This window comes from Amycolatopsis sp. 505, from assembly GCF_031625235.1.
Taxonomy (GTDB): Bacteria; Actinomycetota; Actinomycetes; order Mycobacteriales; family Pseudonocardiaceae; genus Amycolatopsis.
The window spans coordinates 238,477-257,996 of the sequence record NZ_JACKQP010000006.1 but is presented as its reverse complement, the minus strand read 5'-3'; the positions used below and the strand labels follow the sequence as shown (position 1 = coordinate 257,996).

General features: G+C 72.1%; 18 protein-coding genes. 4 read left to right on the top strand and 14 right to left on the bottom strand.

The genetic code is table 11. The features are described 5' to 3' along the window. On the bottom strand, positions 1-609 hold the full coding sequence (locus tag H5965_RS23110) for a helix-turn-helix domain-containing protein (protein ID WP_310972227.1): 609 nt from the start codon (positions 607-609) through the stop codon (positions 1-3). Positions 610-845: 236 nt separating this feature from the next. Here H5965_RS23110 and H5965_RS23105 point away from each other — a divergent pair, with 236 nt between their 5' ends. Then, positions 846-4,079: a S8 family serine peptidase gene (locus H5965_RS23105; RefSeq protein WP_310972225.1), complete on the top strand. Its 3,234-nt coding sequence runs from the start codon at positions 846-848 to the stop codon at positions 4,077-4,079. Positions 4,080-4,128: 49 nt separating this feature from the next. On the opposite strand, the gene H5965_RS23100 is transcribed toward H5965_RS23105, so the two are convergent. Continuing rightward, positions 4,129-5,292, bottom strand: a complete 1,164-nt coding sequence (locus tag H5965_RS23100; protein WP_310972224.1) for an ROK family transcriptional regulator — start codon at positions 5,290-5,292, stop codon at positions 4,129-4,131. Between the two features lie 99 nt (positions 5,293-5,391). On the opposite strand from H5965_RS23100, the gene xylA reads away from it, so the two are divergent. Then, positions 5,392-6,540 carry a xylose isomerase gene (gene xylA / locus H5965_RS23095; protein WP_310972223.1) on the top strand — a complete coding sequence of 383 codons (1,149 nt, stop codon included), beginning with the start codon at positions 5,392-5,394 and terminating at the stop codon, positions 6,538-6,540. Positions 6,541-6,627: 87 nt separating this feature from the next. Here xylA and H5965_RS23090 read toward each other — a convergent pair whose 3' ends face one another. The 9 genes from H5965_RS23090 to H5965_RS23050 form a co-directional block, all read right to left on the bottom strand. Continuing rightward, positions 6,628-7,290 carry a ThuA domain-containing protein gene (locus H5965_RS23090; protein ID WP_310972222.1) on the bottom strand — a complete coding sequence of 221 codons (663 nt, stop codon included), beginning with the start codon at positions 7,288-7,290 and terminating at the stop codon, positions 6,628-6,630. A gap of 11 nt (positions 7,291-7,301) precedes the next feature. Then, entirely contained in the window at positions 7,302-8,672 is a 1,371-nt protein-coding gene (locus H5965_RS23085) for an alkaline phosphatase family protein (protein ID WP_310972220.1), read from the bottom strand. Next, positions 8,669-9,796: a metabolite traffic protein EboE gene (gene eboE / locus H5965_RS23080; protein ID WP_310972218.1), complete on the bottom strand. Its 1,128-nt coding sequence runs from the start codon at positions 9,794-9,796 to the stop codon at positions 8,669-8,671. Before eboE ends, H5965_RS23085 begins: the two co-directional genes overlap by 4 nt. Next, a complete protein-coding gene (locus H5965_RS23075) occupies positions 9,793-10,644 on the bottom strand; it encodes a TatD family hydrolase (RefSeq protein ID WP_310972216.1) in 852 nt (283 codons plus the stop codon). The genes eboE and H5965_RS23075 overlap by 4 nt, the downstream gene beginning before the upstream one ends. Further along, on the bottom strand, positions 10,644-11,165 hold the full coding sequence (locus tag H5965_RS23070; RefSeq protein ID WP_310972215.1) for an EboA domain-containing protein: 522 nt from the start codon (positions 11,163-11,165) through the stop codon (positions 10,644-10,646). The genes H5965_RS23075 and H5965_RS23070 overlap by 1 nt, the downstream gene beginning before the upstream one ends. Further along, positions 11,162-11,983, bottom strand: coding sequence for a sugar phosphate isomerase/epimerase family protein (locus H5965_RS23065; protein WP_310972214.1), 822 nt, complete (start codon positions 11,981-11,983; stop codon positions 11,162-11,164). Before H5965_RS23065 ends, H5965_RS23070 begins: the two co-directional genes overlap by 4 nt. Then, positions 11,980-12,807 (bottom strand): SCO3242 family prenyltransferase, encoded by an 828-nt coding sequence (locus tag H5965_RS23060; RefSeq protein ID WP_310972213.1) that lies wholly within the window; start codon positions 12,805-12,807, stop codon positions 11,980-11,982. The genes H5965_RS23065 and H5965_RS23060 overlap by 4 nt, the downstream gene beginning before the upstream one ends. Next, the gene (locus H5965_RS23055) at positions 12,804-13,913 is read right to left on the bottom strand and encodes an inositol-3-phosphate synthase (RefSeq protein ID WP_310972212.1); all 1,110 of its coding nucleotides are present in this window, start codon (positions 13,911-13,913) and stop codon (positions 12,804-12,806) included. Before H5965_RS23055 ends, H5965_RS23060 begins: the two co-directional genes overlap by 4 nt. A 460-nt stretch (positions 13,914-14,373) precedes the next feature. Next, entirely contained in the window at positions 14,374-14,838 is a 465-nt protein-coding gene (locus H5965_RS23050; RefSeq protein WP_310972211.1) for a MarR family transcriptional regulator, read from the bottom strand. Positions 14,839-14,969: 131 nt separating this feature from the next. Here H5965_RS23050 and H5965_RS23045 point away from each other — a divergent pair, with 131 nt between their 5' ends. Both H5965_RS23045 and H5965_RS23040 read left to right on the top strand, forming a co-directional pair. Continuing rightward, positions 14,970-16,154, top strand: coding sequence for an MFS transporter (locus tag H5965_RS23045; RefSeq protein ID WP_310972209.1), 1,185 nt, complete (start codon positions 14,970-14,972; stop codon positions 16,152-16,154). Between the two features lie 23 nt (positions 16,155-16,177). Then, on the top strand, positions 16,178-17,011 hold the full coding sequence (locus H5965_RS23040; RefSeq protein ID WP_310972207.1) for an aldo/keto reductase: 834 nt from the start codon (positions 16,178-16,180) through the stop codon (positions 17,009-17,011). Between the two features lie 55 nt (positions 17,012-17,066). On the opposite strand, the gene H5965_RS23035 is transcribed toward H5965_RS23040, so the two are convergent. From H5965_RS23035 to H5965_RS23025, 3 genes are all read right to left on the bottom strand, one after another. Further along, positions 17,067-17,303 (bottom strand): hypothetical protein, encoded by a 237-nt coding sequence (locus H5965_RS23035; RefSeq protein ID WP_310972205.1) that lies wholly within the window; start codon positions 17,301-17,303, stop codon positions 17,067-17,069. 87 nt (positions 17,304-17,390) lie between these two features. Next, on the bottom strand, positions 17,391-18,230 hold the full coding sequence (locus tag H5965_RS23030) for an SAM-dependent methyltransferase (RefSeq protein WP_310972204.1): 840 nt from the start codon (positions 18,228-18,230) through the stop codon (positions 17,391-17,393). A gap of 176 nt (positions 18,231-18,406) precedes the next feature. After that, positions 18,407-19,492: a hypothetical protein gene (locus H5965_RS23025; protein ID WP_310972669.1), complete on the bottom strand. Its 1,086-nt coding sequence runs from the start codon at positions 19,490-19,492 to the stop codon at positions 18,407-18,409. Positions 19,493-19,520 lie beyond the last annotated feature (28 nt).

Below are 19,520 nucleotides of genomic sequence, written 5' to 3'. Positions count from 1 at the left end.
TCATCCCTTCCGTCGGTACGCGGCCAGCGATTCACTGGCCTTCTTCAGTGCTTCGGGAGCGGCGAGCGGGTGGGTGAACAGGTACCCGGCGGCCAGCGACATGCGCAGCATCGCTTCGTGGGTACCGGGTTCCTCGCCGAGCGCGCGGGCGACGTGGTCCTGCAGGATCATCATCCCGCCGGTCATGGCGGCCAAGGCGGCCGCGCAGGCACGCGGGTCCGGCATGCCGAGGCCCTGCTCGCGGAACCAGCGCTCGGTGCCGTCGACGATCTCGGTGAACTGGGCGGCGGCGGCCGCGGAGCCGTCGATCATCGCCCGGCCCAGGTACCGGCGGAAGAGCAGCTGGCGCGGGTCGAACGTCGGGACGAAGCCCGGATCCGCCTCCCCCTTGGCGAGCGCCTCCTCCTTGAACTTCATCAGCTCGTCGAAGACGTACGTGTCACACGCTTCGCGCAGGCCGTCCTTGGAGCCGAAGTGGTGGCGGATCAGGCCACCGGAGACGCCGGCTTCCTCGGCGATGTCCAGGATCGACGTCTTCTCCATGCCGCGCTCGGTGAAGAGCTTGATGGCGGCGTCGCGGATCCGGGCCCGGGCGGTGAGGTCGTTCATCGAAGTCCTATACGTGCGTGTAGTCGACTACACGAGAATATAGCTCGCTATACGTGCATGTAGCAATGGGGAAAGCTGGCCGTTCGACAGGCGTTCCCGTGACCGCCTAACCGGGCAGTCGATTACTCCATTTGGCTCGCAACCAATTGCGGTCTATGGGCTAACTGTCTGATTGCTGACGAAGATCCCACCCTGTGTACTGCTCGGTACGCATCTCTTCACGAAGGGTCGTTTCAGTGACACAGCACAGATCGCGCTGGAGACGGCGGGCCGGGATCACCGTCCTCGCCACCGCACTCGGCGCCTCCGTCCTCGGCGTCGCCGTCCCGGTGGCCTCCGCCCAGCAGGCCCCGCCCACCAGCGGCGCGGCCGACGGCAAGACCCTCGACGAGCACGACCGCGCGCTCGTCGCCGAAGCCGAGAAGGCCGGCAAGCCCGACGTCACGCTGCTGATCGCGGCGGAAAAGGGCCAGACCGGCACCGCGGTGAACGAGCTCAAGGCCCTCGGCGGCGTCGTCCAGTCCACCGACACGAAGCTCGACTACGTCAAGGTCAGCATCCCGCCGGCCAAGGCGGAGAAGGCCGCGAAGCTCAAGTCGGTCAACGCCGTCGACGTCGACGGGCTCATCGTGCGCGACGACCCGAAGCCCGACGGCGCGACCACCCCGCTGCCGCAGCCGGCGCCGGGCAAGAACACCCCGCGCGTCAACCCGTACCTGCCGACCGGGGACACCTACGCGGCGCAGTTCGGCCAGGTCCTGCCCAACTGGGACGGCAAGGACACCACGGTCGCGGTGCTCGACTCCGGCGTCGACCTCGACTCCCCCGCGCTGGCCACCACCAGCCACGGCGAACGCAAGATCGTCGACTGGTACAACGCCAACGCCACCAACTCCGGCGACGGCACCTGGGTCAAGCAGTCCAGCGCGACCTACACCGGCACGTTCACCTCGAACGGCCGCACCTGGACGGCCCCGGCGACCGGTGGCCCGTACACCTTCGGCCTCTTCGGCGAGACCGCCGGCGACCTGGGCGCCGCGGACAGCGAGACCGGCGGTGACCTCAACCGCGACGGCGACCGCGCCGACTCCTGGGGCGTGCTGCTCGACCCCGCCACCAAGGAGGTCCGGGTCGACCTCAACGGCAACGGCGACTTCACCGACGAGAAGCCGATGACCGACTACAACAAGAAGTACGACGTCGGCTTCTTCGGCACCGACAACCCGGCGACCGACATCGCCGAGCGGATGGCCTTCGTGGTCCAGACCGACAAGCCGGGCTTCGTCGGCATCGGCATCGCCGGTGCGGAGCACGGTTCGCACGTCGCCGGCATCGCCGCCGGCAACGACCTGTTCGGCGGCAAGATGGACGGCGCCGCCCCGGGCGCGAAGGTGCTGGCCGTCAAGGTGTGCCTCACCAGCGCCGGGTGCACGTCGTCCGGCCTGATCGACGGCGTCGTCTACGCGGCCAGCCACGGCGCCGACGTCATCAACATCTCGATCGGCGGCCTGCCGGCCCTCAACGACGGCAACAACGCCCGCGCGGAGCTCTACAACCGCACGATCGCCGAGTACAACGTCCAGATCTTCATCTCGGCCGGCAACAGCGGCGCCGGGGCGAACACGGTCGGCGACCCGTCGGTGGCCACGGACGCGATTTCGGTCGGCTCGTACATCACCAAGGAGACCTGGCTGTCGAACTACGGCTCGGTCACCAAGAACCCCGAGTCGATGCACCCGTTCTCCTCGCGCGGCCCGCGTGAGGACGGCGGGTTCAAGCCGGACATCATCGCGCCCGGCGCGGCCATCGCCACCGTCCCGCGATGGGAGCAGCCGACCCCGGTTGCCGGTACGTACACCCTGCCCGCCGGCTACGCGATGCTGCAGGGCACGTCGATGGCGGCGCCGCAGGCGACCGGCGCGGCGGCTCTGCTGGTGAGCGCGTACAAGGCGACGCACAACGGCCAGCGCCCGCCGGTGGCGCAGCTGCGCGCGGCGATCAAGTCGACCGCGCGGTTCGTGCCGGGCATCGGCGCGTACGCCCAGGGCGCGGGCCTGTTCAACGTCCCGGCCGCGTTCGTCGCGCTGTCGCTCAACCCGAAGCCGGACGCGGTCTCGACGTCGGTCGAGGTGCACACCGCGCTGTCGGGCCTGCTGGCCAAGCCGAACACGGGCGTGGGCATCCACGACCGCGAGGGCGTGACCGCGGGCAAGGCCTACACCCGGACGTACACGATCACCCGCACCACGGGCTCGGCGCACCCGGTGCCGTACTTCGTGCGGTGGGTCGGCAACGACGGCACGTTCTCCTCCGGTTCGACGGTGGTCCTGCCGCTGAACGCGCCGGTTTCGTTCAAGGTGGACGTGAACCCGAAGGGCACCGGGGTCCACTCGGCGCTGCTCTACCTGGACAACCCGCTCACGATCGGCATCGACGTGCAGACCCTGAACACGGTCTTCGCGCCGCAGGAGTTCGCCGCCGGCAAGGGTTTCCAGGTCGAGAACACGGGCAAGGCCGCCCGCAACCAGGCGACCAGCTACTTCGTGCGGGTGCCGCAGGGCGCCAGCGCGCTGAAGGTGGACCTGGACGCCGGCGCCGGCGCTCCGGGCAAGGGCCAGGTGCGGTTCCTGCGGTACGACCCGACCGGTGTCCCGGCCGAGGCCAGCACCGCGACGACCGCGTGCTACCTGCCCGACGCGGGTGCGGGCTGCGCCGGCGGCACGCCGACCAGCCGGACGATCGCCAACCCGCTCCCGGGCGTGTGGGAGATCGTCGTCGAGGCACGGCGGACGTCCGATGTGGCCGAAGCGCCGTACAAGCTGTCGGCTTCGGTGCTGGGCACGGCGATCTCGCCGAACCCGGACACCATCGCCTCGGCCACGGTGGGCACGCCGATCGCGCGGTCCTACACCGTGCAGAACACGCTCGGCGCGTTCACCGGCAAGCTGACCGGGGCGACGCTGGGCAGCGCGAAGACGCAGCGGCCGTCGATCGCCGAGGGCGCGCAGCAGCAGTACCAGATCCCGGTGACGGCCGGCTCGCAGTCGCTGACCGTCACGATCGGCAAGACGTCCGACGTCGGCGCCGACCTCGACCTGGTGCTGTACAACTGCACGACCGGCTCCTGCGTGCAGGCGGCGGTGAGCGCGGACGGTGACTCGGAGGAGTCGGTGACCGTGCCCAACCCGGCGGCTGGTGTCTGGGTCGCGCTGGTGGACGGCTACGCGGTGCCGGCCGGCACCACGGAGTACGACTACCTCGACGTGTTCACCAACCCGGCCTTCGGGTCGGTCGCGGTGAACGACGCCAACGCCCTGCGCGCGTCGGGCAGCTCGTGGACCGTGCCGGCGACGGTGACGGCCGCGAGTGCCCCGGCCGCGGGCCGGACCCTGCGCGGTCAGCTGACCGTGCAGACCGACACGGGCGTCACGGTCGGCACCTCGCTGGTGCAGATCAACGCCGTGAGCTAGTTCTCAAGTCCGTGGAGGCCGCCTCGCTCGGGGCGGCCTTCACGGCTTTCTAGGCCTCTTGCGCCCGGGTGACGAAGGGCGCCGGGTCGGCGAGGACGCGGTGGATGACCCGGCCCGCGGCCCCGAGCGTGGCCGCGTCGCCGCCCAGGCGGGAGGCGGTCAGGTACGGGGGCGTGCCGCGCAGGCCGCCCAGGCGCTTCGCCAAGACCTCCGACACCGGCCCGGACAGCCACGGGTACAGCTGCGTGAACACCCCGCCCAGCACGATGCGGTCGAGGTCCAGCAGGTTCACCGCCGACGTCAAGGCGATGCCGAGCGCTCGCCCGGCCGCCGCGCACGCCGCCAGCGCCGTCTCGTCGCCGCGCTCGAGAGCGGCCAGCAACGCCGGGACCGAGGCCGCCTTCCCCGCCGCCAGCAAGGCTTCCTGCCCGGCGTAGGTCTCCAGGCAGCCGCTGCCGCCACACCGGCACGGCGCTCCCTCCGGGGCGACCACCACGTGCCCCAGCTCGCCGGCCAGGCCCGTCGCGCCCGAATACAGCACGCCGCCGACCACCAAGCCCGCGCCGATGCCGATTTCCCCCGACACGTAGAGGAAGTCGCGTTCGCCGTCGCCGTACCAGAGCTCGCCCAGCGCCGCCAGGTTCGCCTCGTTGTCCAGCTCGACCGGGATCGGCAGGCGCAGCAGGTCGGCCGGGCGGACGTCCTGCCAGCCGAGGTTGGGGGCGCTGAACAGCACGCCGTCGCCGACCGGACCGGACACCGCCAGCACCGCGCCCGCCGCTTCCAGCCCCAGCCGGTGGGCCTCGGCGAGAGCCTCCGACGCCAGCTCCTGCAGCTCCCCCAGCACCTTCTTGGGCCGGGCGCCGCGGTTGTCGCGGTCGCGGCGCACGGCGACCCGGACCGCGCCGGTCAGGTCGAGCACGCGCACCGCGAGGTAGTCGACGTTGATCTCCAGCCCCAGCGACGCCACCCGCGCCCCGCTCAGCACGACCTCGACCCCGGGCCGCCCGCGTTCGCCCGCCCGCGCGGGGCCCGTCTCGGCGAGCAGGCCGGCCTCCACCAGGTCGCCGACCAGCTTCGAGACGGTCGACTTGGTCAGGCCGGTGACCTCGGCGAGCGCGGCCCGGGTCAGCGGGCCCCCGCGGCCGACCGCGCCGAGCACGACCTCGAGGTTGCGGGCGCGCATCTCCTCGTGCCGCACGGCCTGCGTCATCGTGTCCTCCCGCGAAGCACTGTAACCCCGGCCTCTTGACGCCGGGGACCCCCGCGGCGCATATTTAGTCTACAACGTGAACTAAATGAAGGGACAGTCATGAGCGACTACGCTCCCCAGCCGGCCGACAAGTTCACCTTCGGCCTCTGGACCGTGGGCTGGCCCGCCAACGACCCGTTCGGCGTCGCGACGCGGGCGCCGCTGGACCCGGTCGAGAGCGTGCACCGGCTCGCCGAGCTGGGCGCCTACGGCGTGACCTTCCACGACGACGACCTGCTGGCCACCGAGCCGGACCGCGACAAGGCGATCGAGCGCTTCCGCAAGGCGCTCGCCGAGACCGGCCTCAAGGTCCCGATGGCCACGACGAACCTGTTCACCCACCCGGTGTTCAAGGACGGCGGCCTGACCAGCAACGACCGGGACGTCCGCCGGTACGCGCTGCGGAAGGTGCGCCGCAACCTCGACCTGGCGGCCGAGCTGGGCGTCGAGACCTACGTCGTCTGGGGCGGCCGTGAAGGCGCCGAGTCCGACGCGGCGAAGGACGTCCGCGCGGCGCTGGACCGCTACAAGGAAGGCCTCGACCTGCTCGCCGACTACGTCGTCGAGAAGGGCTACAACCTGCGGTTCGCCCTGGAGCCCAAGCCGAACGAGCCGCGCGGTGACATCCTGCTGCCGACGATCGGGCACGCGCTCGGCTTCATCTCGCAGCTCGCGCGGCCGGAGCTGTTCGGGCTCAACCCGGAGGTCGGCCACGAGCAGATGGCCGGGCTGAACTTCGTGCACGGCATCTCGCAGGCGCTGTGGCAGGGCAAGCTGTTCCACATCGACCTCAACGGCCAGCACGGCCCGAAGTACGACCAGGACCTGATCTTCGGCCACGGCGACCTGAAGAGCGCGTTCTTCCTGGTCGACCTGCTGGAGAACGGCGGCTACGAGGGCCCGCGGCACTTCGACTACAAGCCGCTGCGCACCGAGGACGCTGCCGACGTCTGGGTGTCCGCGGCCGCGAACATGCGGACGTACCTGATCCTCAAGGAGAAGTCGGCGGCGTTCCGGGCCGACCCGGAGGTCGTCGAGGCCCTCGCCGCGTCGCGGGTCCCAAACCTCTCGACGCCGACGCTCGCCCCGGGCGAGACGTTCGACGACGTCCTGAACGACGAGTTCGACCTCGACGCGGCGGCCGCGCGCGGCTACCACTTCACCCGGCTCAACCAGCTCGCCCTGGAACACCTGCTCGGCGTGCGCTGACCCACAGCCGACGGCGGCCCGGCTCGCGGGAGGGGCGGCTGCGGTGTCGCGAATGACTCATTGGGGACCTCCGACGTCCCGAATGAGTCATTCGCGACGTTGCCGGGCCGCGGGGAGCACTCCCGCGGCGTAGCGGATCGCGCCCAGCAGGAGCGCGCGGAACGCCGGGTCGCCGTAGGACTCGCTCGTGTGGCCGAGTCCGGTGTAGAACGCCCGGCCCCGCCCCTGCGGGTGACACCAGGTGATCGGGTGGTCCGCCCCCATCCCGCCACCGGTGTAACTGGACTCGTCCAGCGTCTGCAGGACGTGCACCCGGCCACGCGGATTGGTGCGGAAGTCGTACAGCTCGTCGGTCCGGGTCCACACCGGCGGCAGGTGGGCGGTCGCCGGATGGGTGCCGTCCTCGGTGACGAACCGGGCCTGCTGGATCTCCGGGTGCGTCTCGAACCAGGCGCCCACCAGCTCTCCGTACCACGGCCAGTCGTACCCCGTGTCGGCCGCCGCGTGGACGCCGACGTACCCGCCCCCACCCTCTACATAGGACTCGAACGCCGTCCGCTGCGCCTCGTCCAGGACTTCCCCGCTGGTCGAGAGGAACACCACCACGTCGTGCGCGGCCGGGGTGAACGCGTCCTCGGTCGCCGTGACGGCGAAGCCGTGCGCCGAGCCCAGTTCCCGGATCGCCCGGATCCCGGCCGGGATCGAGTCGTGGCGGTACGCGGTCGTCTTGGTGAACACCAGCACCTGCACGGAAGACCTCGTCATTCGGTCGGGACGGCTGCGGCCAGGAGCAGGTCCTTGACCTCGGTGGCGTGGATCTTCTCGCGCGCGAACGCCGGGTCCGAGCACAGCAGCACGGGCCCGTCCTCGGGCGAGTCGGGCAGCCGCCCGTGGCTGCCGCGGACCGGAGCCGGATCGAGCGGCACGACCTGCATCGAATACCGCAGGCCGAGCTTCTTGCGGGCCAGCGCGGCCGCCGCCTTCAGCTTGACCTTCGGGTCGCGCGGGTCGAAGAACAGCTCGGCCGGATCGTAGCCGGGCTTGCGGTGGATCTCGACGGTCTTCGCGAAGTCCGGCGCGCGGTCGTCGCCGAGCCAGTAGTAGTAGGTGAACCACGCGTCCGGCTCGGCGATCGCGACCAGCTCACCCGCGCGTTCGTGGTCGATGCCGAACCCGGCCTGGCCTTCCCGGTCCAGTACGACGTCCACTCCGGACAGCCCGGCGACGATGGCCCGCACCCGCGGGAGGTCCGCCGGATCGGCGACGTAGACGTGCGCGACCTGGTGGTCGGCGACCGCGAACGCCCGGGACGTCCACGGGTCCAGGTACTCCATGCCCGCCTGGACGTACACGGAGAGCAGGCCTTCGCGGCGCAGCGCCCGGTTGACGTCGACCGGCCGGCTCGCGTTCGTGATGCCGTACTCCGACAGCGCGACGACGGTGTGCCCGCCCGCGGCCGCTTGGTCGAGCAGCGGCCGCAGAGCCGTGTCGAGCTCCCGGGCCGCCGCCGCGGCCTCGGGTGCGTCGGGGCCGAAGCGCTGCAGGTCGTAGTCGAGGTGCGGGAGGTAGACGAGCGTGGTGTCCGGCTTGTCCTCGGCCACGATCTTCTGTGCCGCGGCGATGATCCACTGCGACGACGTGATCGACGCCGTCGGACCCCAGTAGGTGAACAGCGGGAACTCGCCGAGGGTCCCGACCAGGCGGTCGTGCAGCTGCGGCGGGTGCGTGTAGCAGTCCGGGGACTTCTTGCCGTCGGCGTGGTAGATCGGCCGCGGGGTCACCGTGAGGTCGGTGGCCGCGCCCATCGCGTACCACCAGCAGACGTTCGCGACCCGGTGGCCGGGCTGCGCGCGGCGGGCCGCGTCCCAGAACTTGTCCCCGTGCACCAGCTTGTTGTGCTGGCGCCACAGGAACACCTCGCCGAGTTCGCGGAAGTACCAGCCGTTGCCGACGATCCCGTGCCCGGCCGGGGTGCGCCCGGTGAGGAACGTCGACTGCACCGGGCAGGTGACCGCCGGGAACACCGTGTCCAGCTGCGCGGTGAAGCCCGGCTCGGCCGTCTTGCGCAGGTTCGGCATGTGCGGGAGCAGCCGCGGGGTCAGCCCGACGACGTCGAGGACGAGCAAACTCATGCGGACACCTCTTCCAGGCCCAGGGTGGTCAGTTCCCGCCGGGTCCAGTCCAGCTCGGCCGCGATGCCCGCGACCAGCCCGGCGTCGTCGGCGGGGGCGTCCGGGAGCACCTGCCAGGTGTAGGTCTCGACTTCGACGTGGTCGGTGCGCGCGGCCGCGCCGGCGAACAGCTCGGCCAGGGTGGCCGCCAGCACCGGCCGGGTGGACCTCAGCGGCGGCGCCGGGTCGGCGTGCAGCGGCACGTGGAAGTGCACCCGCCAGGGTTGCTTTCCGGGTAGCGCGCCGGCCAGCGCGAGGTCGAGGTCGTCGGCTCCGGGTGGTGCTCCTTCGGTGCTCTGGTGCAGGAACCGGGGCTCCACGAACGAGGCCAACGCCGTCCGTGTGACGGGATCGGCCGGATCCGGAGCCTCCAGCGCGGCCGAGGCCTGCAGCTTGACGACGTCCAGCCCGGCCGCCTCCAGCCGCCCCAGAGCGGCGGCCGGGTCTTCGAAACCGACCGCGAGGTGACAGGTGTCGAGGCAGACGCCGAGCCGGTCCTTGTCCACTTCGGACAGCAGCGACGCGGCCTGCGCGGTCGTCTCGATGATGCAGCCGGGTTCCGGCTCGAACGCGACCCGCACCGGCCGGTCCTGCGCCGCGAGCCCCTTGGCGAGCACGTCGAGCTGCCCGTCGTCGCCCCGCCACTCGGTGCGCCAGCCGAGCGGCAGGGTCGACACGCTGCCGCGCACGGCGTCGTCCGGCATCAGCTCGGCGAGCAGCCGCGCGAGGTCCAGGGTGTACCGCGTGCGCTCCGGCGCCGCCCAGTCCGGGCGGTACACCTTGTGCTTGACGACCGGGTCGTGAAAGCCCTGGTAGGGGAACCCGTTGAAGGTGACGACCTCCAGGCCGCGCGCCGCCAGCTCGCGTCGCAGCCGGGCCACCGCGCCCGGGTCGGCGGCCAGCTCGGCGGCGACCGGCCGGGCCAGCCAGAGGCCGAGCCCGAGCCGGGCCACGCCGAGGCGCTCGCGGACCGGCTCGCCGAAGCGGGCCAGCTGGGCGAGCACGCCGTCGAGGTCTTCGGCCTGGTGGACGTTGGTGCAGTAGGCGAGGTGGACCAGCGTGCCGTCCCGGTGCCGGAACCTCACTTGCGCGCCCCTCGGAGGATCGAGTTGCCCGCGAACTCGGCTGCCGGAGGCCCTTCGTCCAGCGACAGCCGCCCGCTCTGGCCGTAGAACTCGACGGGGTTGCGCCACAGCACCCGGTCGACGTCGTCATCGGTGAAGCCGGCGGTCAGCATCGCGTCGCCGGTCTTGCGGGTCTTGAGCGGGTCGCTCTTGCCCCAGTCGGCGGCCGAGTTCACCAATACGCGCTCGGTGCCGTACTCCTTCAGGATCGCGACCATCCGGTCCTCGTCCATCTTCGTGTCCGGGTAGATGGAGAAGCCCAGCCAGCAGCCGGAGTCCTTGGCCATCGCGACGGTCGGCTCGTTGAGGTGGTCGAGCACCACGCGCTCCGGCGCGATCCCCGATTCGCGGACGACGGCGATGCTCCGCTCGGTCCCGGCCGCCTTGTCGCGGTGCGGGGTGTGCACCAGGGCCGGCAGGTCGTGGGCGATCGCCAGGGCGAGCTGCGCGGCGAACGCCTTGTCCTCCTCCGCGGTCATCGAGTCGTAGCCGATCTCGCCGACCGCGACCACGCCGTCCTTCTCCAGGTACCGCGGCAGGAGTTCGAGCACCGGCACGCAGCGCGGGTCGTTGGCCTCCTTGGGGTTGAGCGCGATCGTGCAGTGGTGGGCGATGCCGAACTGGCTCGCGCGGAACGGTTCCCAGCCGACCAGGGCGTCGAAGTAGTCGGTGAAGCTCCCGACGCCGGTGCGCGGCTGGCCGAGCCAGAACGCCGGTTCGACGAGCGCGCGGACGCCGGCGGCGTGCATGGCCGCGTAGTCGTCGGTGGTCCGCGAGCTCATGTGGATGTGGGGGTCGAAGATGCGCATCAGCCGTCCTGTTCGTTCAGCAGGGTGCGGAGATCGGCGGGGACTTCGCGGCCGGCCGCGGTGCGTTCGGCGGCGAAGTCCCGCAGCATGCGGAGCAATTCGTCGTCGGTCCGGCGGTCGAGGCCGGCCACGGCGGCCAGCGGGATGCCCATGAAGACGCACTTGAGCACGCCGTGGCGGTATGCGGGCGGGTCGAGGTGCGTGGCGGCGTACTCGCCCATCGCCGCGGCCACCAGGCGGGTGTCGTTGGTGCGCAGCGCGTCCGCGACCAGTTCGATCCCGGCGTCCCCGATGTCCACAACGGACAGTCCATACAGGATCGCGCGCTTTTCGGCCGCGTCGCCGTAGCGGTAGAGCTCAGGCATCTCCGCGGCGGCGCCGGGGGCCGCCGCGAGCAGCTCCACCCGCGCCGTGTCCGCCGCCGTCCGGCCGACCCGGCGGCCGACGGCGGGGAACACCGTGCGCAACGCCTTCGCGTCGGCGGCGACGTCGGACAGCGCCTTTTCCAGCCAGGCGTTCACGCGGTCACCGCCTTCCGCAGGAACTCCAGGGACTCGCGGGCGATCCGCGGGGCCGCGTGGCTGTCCCGCGGCAGTTCGACGGCGACGAGCCCGGAGTACGGTGCGAGGGCGGCCAGGACCGGCGGGAAGTCGATCTCGCCCCGCCCGAACTCCAGGTGCTCGTGCGTGCCGCGGCGCATGTCGTCGATCTGGACGTTCACCAGCCGCGGCAGCGCCCGGCGGACGCAGTCGGGCACGGACGCGGACTCGGTGCACCGGCAGTGCCCGATGTCCAGCGTCAGCCCGAACCGGTCCGGGTCGCCGAGCCTTCCCGACAGCTCGAAGTACCCGTCGAGGTCCTCGACGAGCATCCCGGGCTCGGGTTCGAAGCCGAGCCGGACGTCGTGCTCGTCGGCGGCCTTGAGCACCTCGGCGCACCCGTCGACCAGGTACGCCCACGCCTTCTCGGGTTCGAGGTCCGCGGGTTTGTTGCCGCTCCAGAAGGAGACCGCTTCGGCACCGAGGTCCGCGGCGATCTTCACCGCCCGCGTCAGGAACTCGACGCGGCGCACGCAGTCGGGGTCGAGGAACGTCGGCGAGTGCTTGCGCCAGGGGTCCAGCAGGAACCGCGCGCCGGTCTCGACCACGACGGCGAGGCCCAGCCGGTCCAGGTCGGCGGCGACGCCGGCGACGCGGCGGGCGAGGTCCGGCCCGAACGGGTCCAGGTGCTGGTGGTCGAGGGTGAGCGCGACGCCGTCGTACCCGAGGTCGGCCAGCACGCGCAGGGCGTCGGAGAGCCGGTGGTTGGCGAAGCCGTTGGTGCCGTACCCGAACCTCATGTCGGCGACACCTTCCGGCCCAGCGCCCGCGCGACCGGGAACGCGGCCGCCACGGCGAGCGCCGACCGCCACGCGCCGGCGCGGGCGATCAGCCCGGCCTGCAGCGGGATCATGCCGTGGATCCCGGCCCCGACCGCCCGCCGGATCTTGCGCGCGGCCGGGTCGCGGACGGCGTCGTACTGCGCGCCGCCGGTCGTCACGGCGTACGTCCCGAGCAGCGCTGAGGACAGGAGGCCGCCCCGGCCGGCGGCGACCCCCACGCCGGCCGTCGCGACCAGGGTGGCCGCGGGCAGCGCGGGTCCGGCACCATCCACTTCGGACCTTGACAGCGTTGTCACGGCGTAGGTGTGCGCGCCGACGGTCAGCGCGGCGGGCAGCGCCGGTCTGCTCCCGCCCGCGCCGAGCAGGACGTCGAGGGTGCGGGCGGCAGCCATCGCGGCCGGGCCCAGCACGGTGTTCTTGAGCGCGAAGTCGTAGGCCCACACGGTCGCGGCCAGCGGCAGGGCGACCCGCAGGGCCCGCTGGCCGCCGGCGGCCGCGGCGATGGCCAGCCCGCCCGCGGTCAGCCCGGTGGCGACGCCCAACGCGGTCTTCGGCGCGACCCGGCCCGACGGGATCGGCCGTTCGGGTCGTTCGACGGCGTCGAGGTCACGGTCGGCGTAGTCGTTGAGCGCCATGCCCGCCCAGTAGAGGCAGACCGAAGCACCGGTCAGGGCGAGCGTGCGGCGGCCGAACGGCCACCCCGCCGCGGCGGCCCCGGCGACGGCGTCCCCCGGGACGGTCAGCGCGGCGGGGGCGCGGACGAGCTCGACCAGCGCCTTCACCGGTGCGCCCAGTCGCGCAGGGCGGCGTACTGCGACGCCAGGTCGTGCGGGCCGTCGCCGACGGGATCCTTGAAGAAGAAGCCGAACTCGGCGACCGGCCCGGCCACGCCGTTGCGGCACGCCTTGCCGGCCAGCCGGGCGAGGTCGAGCACCAGCGGCGCGGCGAGCGCCGAGTCGCAACCCTGCCAGGTGAGCTGCAGCGTCATGCGCGTGCCGAGGAAGCCTTCGAACAGCACGTGGTCCCAGGCGGTCTTCCAGTCGCCGAGGGCCGGGACGTAGTCGATGTGCACCTCGCCGTCGACCGGGTGGCCGAGGTTCCGCGCCAGCACCTGCTGCTTGGACGCGTTCTTGCTCGCCGCGGCCGCGGGGTCGGCCAGCGTGGCGCCGTCCCCGCCGCCGAGCAGGTTCGTGCCCGACCAGGCCAGGACGTTCAGCCCGCGCTGCGCGAACATCGGCGCGAGGACGGACCGCAGCAGCGTCTCGCCGGTCTTGCCGTCGCGGCCCGCGTACGGCTGCCCGGTGGCTCGGGCGAGTTCGTCGAGGGCAGGCAGCCGTGCACCGGTGGACGGGGTGAAGTCGACAAAGCCACAACCCGCACGGAAGGCGGCGTAGGCGTAGAGCGCGCTCGGCGGCAGCGTGTCGAGCTCGGTCTCGAGGGCGGCCAGGGAAGCGTGTGCGGGGTGCGGTGGACACGGCGGTTCGGTGGAGGCGACGTTGAGGACGACGACGTGGTCCAGTCCCCGGCGGAACTCGGTCAGGTCGCCGATCACCTGCTCGACCGCGCCGCGCCCGCCCCCGGACGGCGCGGGCCGCAGCCGAGCCTCGGCGGCGTCGAGCTCGGCGGCGACCGCACCGGGCAGAGCGGCCGGCAGCACCCCGGCGGCGGCCAGGTGTTCGGCCCGCTTGACCAGCGGCGTGCCGACGACGTCGTGTCCCCCGAAGACCAGGTTCCCCAGGCTCGGTAGCGCGGCCCCGGCGAAGTCCGGCAGGTCGGTCACGCAGCCGGTGCGCGCGGCGAGCCCCGCCCGCAGCGCGGCCGCCCCGGCGACGGCGGTGGTGGCCACCGAGCCGCGTGCCCCGATCAGCCAGACACCGAGCTTCCCCATGGTTCCTCCAGTTCCCCGGTCCAGCCCGCCCTGGTCAGCGGGTCCACACAGCGAGATCACGCGCCGGCCATGTCCCCGGCCGGCGCGGCGGTACTGGGTTTCCTTGAGCGGCAAGAACTCCACGGCTCGACGCCGTCAGCCCCCATTGGCACGATACCGGCAGAAACGCCCATACCGGCCGCGCTGCGCGGACAACATGGCGGACAGAGCGCCACCGACCGGGCTAATTGCGGGCGCGCCGGATCGGTTCCGCTGCAGCGGTTACGCCATTCGAGATCACCGTCAGGCGGAAGCCGCTCGGGCTGACCACGGCGCGCCAGATCGGTACCCCCACAGCAGTAAGCCATTCGAGATCACCGTCGCCCAGAAGCGGGTCCCGCAGAAACCGAGCGCCTTCCAGCGCGGTGTCGTGCGCCGGGCGCGCGCCACCGCCGCAACGCCCCATCGCGGGCGAGCACCCTCAGGCAGAAGAAGCAGCCCCGCCGAAACTCAACGCACCGAGCGCCCCGACCAGCGGAGCCAGCTCCGGCCGCGCCTCCGCCTCCCCGAGCGCCTCCGCCAACGCCGCATCGTGCGTCGGACGCGCTGCCGTCAGCAGCGCCTGGCCCGCCGGTGTCACCTCCGTGTAGATCCCCCGGCGGTCGTCCGCGCACAGGTACCGGGCCAGCAGCCCCCGCCCCTCCAGGCGGGCCACCAGCCGCGTTGTTGCCGACTGGCTGAGGACCACCGCGTTCGCCAGCTGGTTCATCCTCAGGTGGAAGCCGTCCTGGCGGGCCAGGACGTCCAGGACCGTGTACTCGCTCACCGACAGCTCGTGGTCGCGCTCGAGCGCGCGCTGCAGCCGGTCCTCGATCCGCGCGTGGAGCGCGGCCAGCGTTCGCCAGCCCTGCGCGCGTGCTTCGACGGCGTCGTCGTCCAGTGACACGGTTCACCCCTTCCCGGCTTGCGCAGACTGCCCGGCAAGTCGCAAGCTTGTGCAATAACCCGCGTGTGCAACTATCTCGGACGCTTGTAGTTGCCAACGCCCCCAGTCTACTCCGGGAAGAAGGAAGTTCCATGCCCGCCGCTCTGCTCGCACTGGCGATCAGCGCTTTCGGGATCGGCACCACCGAGTTCGTGATCATGGGCCTGCTGCCCGAGGTCGCGGCCGATTTCGGCGTCTCGATCCCGTCCGCAGGCCTGCTCATCTCCGGCTACGCGCTCGGCGTCGTCGTCGGTGCTCCCCTGCTCACCGCGCTGGCCTCGCGCGTGCCGCGCAAGACCGTGCTGGTCGCCCTGATGGGCCTGTTCATCGCCGGCAACGTGCTCTCCGCGCTCGCCCCCGGTTACGGCCTGCTGATGACCGGCCGGGTCGTCGCCGCGCTGAGCCACGGGGCGTTCTTCGGCGTCGGCTCGGTCGTCGCCGCGTCGCTGGTCGCCCCGGCCAAGCAGGCCGGCGCCATCGCCCTGATGTTCACCGGGCTGACCGTGGCGAACGTCCTCGGCGTGCCCGCCGGCACCGCGCTCGGCCACGCCTTCGGCTGGCGCTCGACGTTCTGGGTGGTCAGCGCGCTCGGCGTCGCCGGCGCGATCGGCATCCTGACGCTGGTGCCGCACCAGGAACCCGAACCGGGGACCGGCCTGCGCGGCGAGCTGGCCGTGTTCCGCCGCCCGCAGGTGTGGCTCGCGCTGGTGATGACCGCGCTCGGCTTCGCCGGGGTGTTCGCGTCCTTCACCTACATCGCCCCGATGATGACCGAGGTCGCGGGCTTCTCCAGCGGCGCCGTCACCTGGCTGCTCGTGCTCTTCGGCGCCGGCCTGTTCGCCGGCAACCTGCTCGGCGGCAAGGCCGCGGACCGCAAGCTGATGCCCAGCCTCTACGTCATCCTCGCCGCCCTGGCGCTCGTGCTCGTCGCGTTCGTGTTCACCGCGCACGCGAAGGTGCCCGCGGCGATCACGATCGCGCTGTTCGGCGCGGCCGGCTTCGCCACCGTCCCGCCGCTGCAGGCCCGCGTGCTGGCCAAGGCCGAGGGCGCCCCGGCACTGGCGTCGGCGGCGAACATCGCCGCGTTCAACCTCGGCAACGCCGGTGGCGCGTGGCTCGGCGGCCAGGCCATCGACGCCGGCCTCGGCTACACCGCCCCCAACTGGATCGGCGCCGTGCTCGCCGCGGCCGGCCTCGCCGTGGCACTCGTCTCCGGACTGCTCGACCGCCGGAATCCGGCTAGTTTCGCAGCCGGGGAACGGGTACTCGCCCGATGAACCACCCACCGAAAGGACCCCTCGTGACCAGCGTGCCCGTCATCGAACTCTCCAACGGCGTGCGGATGCCGCAGCTCGGCTACGGCGTGTTCCAGGTCCCGGACGACGAGACCGCCACCGCCGTCAAGGCCGCCCTCGACGCGGGCTACCGCAGCATCGACACCGCGGCCGTCTACGGCAACGAAAAGGGTGTCGGCCAGGCGATCGCCGAGTCCGGCATCGCCCGCGACGAACTGTTCGTCACCACCAAGCTGTGGAACTCGGCCCAGGGCTACGACTCGACGCTCAAGGCGTTCGACGAGAGCATGACCAAGCTCGGCCTGGAGCAGCTGGACCTCTACCTGATCCACTGGCCGACCCCGGCGCGCGACAAGTACCTCGACACCTGGAAGGCGTTCGAGAAGCTGCACGCCGACGGCCGGGTCCGCGCGATCGGCGTCTCCAACTTCCAGCCGTCGCACCTGCAGCGCCTGCTCGACGCCGCCGACGTCGCTCCCGCGGTCAACCAGGTCGAACTGCACCCGTACCTGCAGCAGCGCGAGCTCCGCGAGTTCGACGCGAAGCACGGCATCGCGACCGAGGCGTGGAGCCCGCTCGCCAAGGGCGGCAGCCTGCTCGGCGACCCGGTGATCGCGGAACTCGCGGTGAAGCACAGCCGCACGCCGGCGCAGATCGTGCTGCGCTGGCACCTGCAGCTGGGCAACGTGGTGATCCCGAAGTCGGTGACGCCGTCCCGGATCGAGGAAAACTTCGACCTGTTCGGGTTCACCCTCTCGGAGGAGGAGATGGAGTCGCTGACCCCGCTGGACCGCGGCGAGCGCACCGGTCCGGACCCCGACACCTTCAACGCCGCCTGACCCGTGCGGCCGCCTCGGGGGACGCCGAGTCCCCCGAGGCGGCCGGCAACGGCGGTTACCGCACGACGGCCCACAGTTCCCACGACCAGGTCGTGGGCCGGCACTCGAACCGGACGAACCCGCCGGTCTCCACGTACCACTGGCCGTCGGCGTAGCACTCGTACTCGTAGGCCGCGCCGTAGCTCCACTGGTACTTCATGATCTGGCTGTCCCCCGCGCTGGCCGGCGGCGCGAACACGACCGTCGACGCCAGCGCGCCCATGACGGCGGCGGCTGCGAGCTTCTTCTTCACTTGTCTGTCCCCCGGTTCTCTCTGAACACGTACAAGGGACAAACAATCATGAACCGGGCACGCTTGTCCGCCGAACGGGGGAATTGGTCACTGCTTGCGGGCGACCCCGCCCAGCGTCAGGAAGTTGAGTTCGCCCAGCGGGTGCAGCCGCGGGCCGTCCGGCCACCATTCGTGCAGGTAGACCAGCCCGGGCCGGAGCAGCTCGGTGCCTTCGAAGAAGCCCGCGATCTGGTCCCGGTTGCGGTACACGCTGCCCAGGCCGGTGCCCTGGAAGCTGGTCTCCAGCAGCCGCGCGAGCTCCTGGCGCGGGGAGTCTTCTTCCGGGTCGAAGTTGTGCGTGAGCAGCAGGAACGACCCGGGCGCGAGCGCGGCCACGTATTCCGCGACGATCGACTTCGCGCGGTCGTAGTCGTCGATGTGGTGCACGATCGAGGTGAGGATCAGCGCCACCGGCCGGGTGAAGTCCAGGTACTCCTTGACGACCTCGTCGGCGAGGGTCTCGGCCGGCCGCGTCAGGTCGGCGCCGGTCACGTGGGTCAGGTAGTTCTCTTCGAGCAGCGCCCGGCCGTGCACCTGCACGACCGGGTCGTTGTCGACGTACACCACCTGCGCGTCCGGGTTGTACCGCTGCGCCACCTCGTGGGTGTTTTCCGCCGTCGGCATGCCGGAACCCAGGTCGAGGAACTGGTCGATGCCGCGTTTGCCGGCCAGGAACCGCACCGCGCGCACCAGCCAGTCCCGGTGCTCCTTCGCCATCGCCCGCGCGCCGGGCGCGATGGCCAGGAGACGCCGCATGGCCTCGCGGTCCACTTCGTAGTGGTCGTGCCCGCCGAGGAGCGCGTCGGACAACCGGGCCAGGCTGGCCTTGCTGAAATCGAGGGCGGCCGCACCGCCCTCGGTTCCGGACCGCAGGTCGCCAGGCGTCATCGGCTGCTCTCCCACTCTGCGCGTGGTGGCGGCACCCCTGCCCGGGCTTCGCTCACCGTGTCCGGCGACGGACAGTGCTCAGATTACGACATGGGGTGCACCAAGTGAACCGGGCACAAGGGCCTTGCCTGCCAGGGACAACGACCCGATCGGGGCGCCACCCGGCCCGGAGATCGTTACGGGAAACGCAATTCCCGCCACGTCCGTCCCCCATCCGTGGTCCGGTACACCGCGGACCCGCCGAAGGCGTCCGCCTGCCCGTCGACGACGACTCCCGTGCCGCCGCCGGGGAAGTCGAGATCGGTCAACGCGAAGCCCCGCTCCGGCAGCTCCAGCGTCGTCCACGTCCGGCCGCCGTCCGCCGTGTGGTGCAGGAACCCCACCCCGCCGCCGATGGCCGCGACCGTCGCCGACGTCGGTGAGGCCGCCGCGAAGCCCTGGTTGATGCCCGCGAACGGCACCGCGTCTTCCCCGCTGAACCGCGCACCGAGCTGCGGGGCGTGGCGCAGGTGCCGTTCCATCGAACCCGGCTGCGGCGAGCCCGGGCTGCCGCTGCACAACGCCACCACCTGGCGCTCGCGGACGCCCGCGAGCGAGGCCACCTGCCCTTCCGGGCACGGCGGCTCCGCCGGGGTGAACCGGGCGCCGTCGCGGGAGGTCCAGTACCGCTCGGTGCCGTAGTCCGCGCCGAGCGCGACCTGCAGGCCGCCGCCGATCGCCAGGTCGCCGTACGTGAGGCCGCCGGTGACCTCGAACCCGGGCACCGGGACCAGCACCGGCGAACCGGCGGCCCCCGAGTACAACCGGGTCGCGCCGTGGCCCTCGCCGTAGCTGGTCAGCAGCGCGAAGACGCGGCCGCCGGTCTCGGCGATCTTCGAGAGGTAGTACGGCTCCCGCGCCCCGGCCAGGGTGACCGGCCGCCAGCTGGCCCCGCCGTCGCGGGTCGCGAGCACGTGGACGCCGTCTTCGACGTAGGCGACGCGGTCACCGAAGAACCGCAGCGCCACGTGGTTGTGGTTGTCCGGCAGCGACATCGGCGGCGCGCCCAGCCGCCGCCAGTGCCGTCCGGCGTCGGTCGTGCCCAGCAGCGCCGGGCACCACGTCTGCGCGCACGGCGAGTACCCCAGGACGTACCCGGTGTCCGGGCCGGTCCAGCTCGTCGAGGCCGGTTGGAATCCGGACGGGATCACCGGGTCCGCGGTCGCGGGCGAGGCGAACGCGGTCAGGAGGGCGATGACGGACACCAGCAGCGCACATCTCATGATCACCTGACGCCCCGCGCCCGGCGAT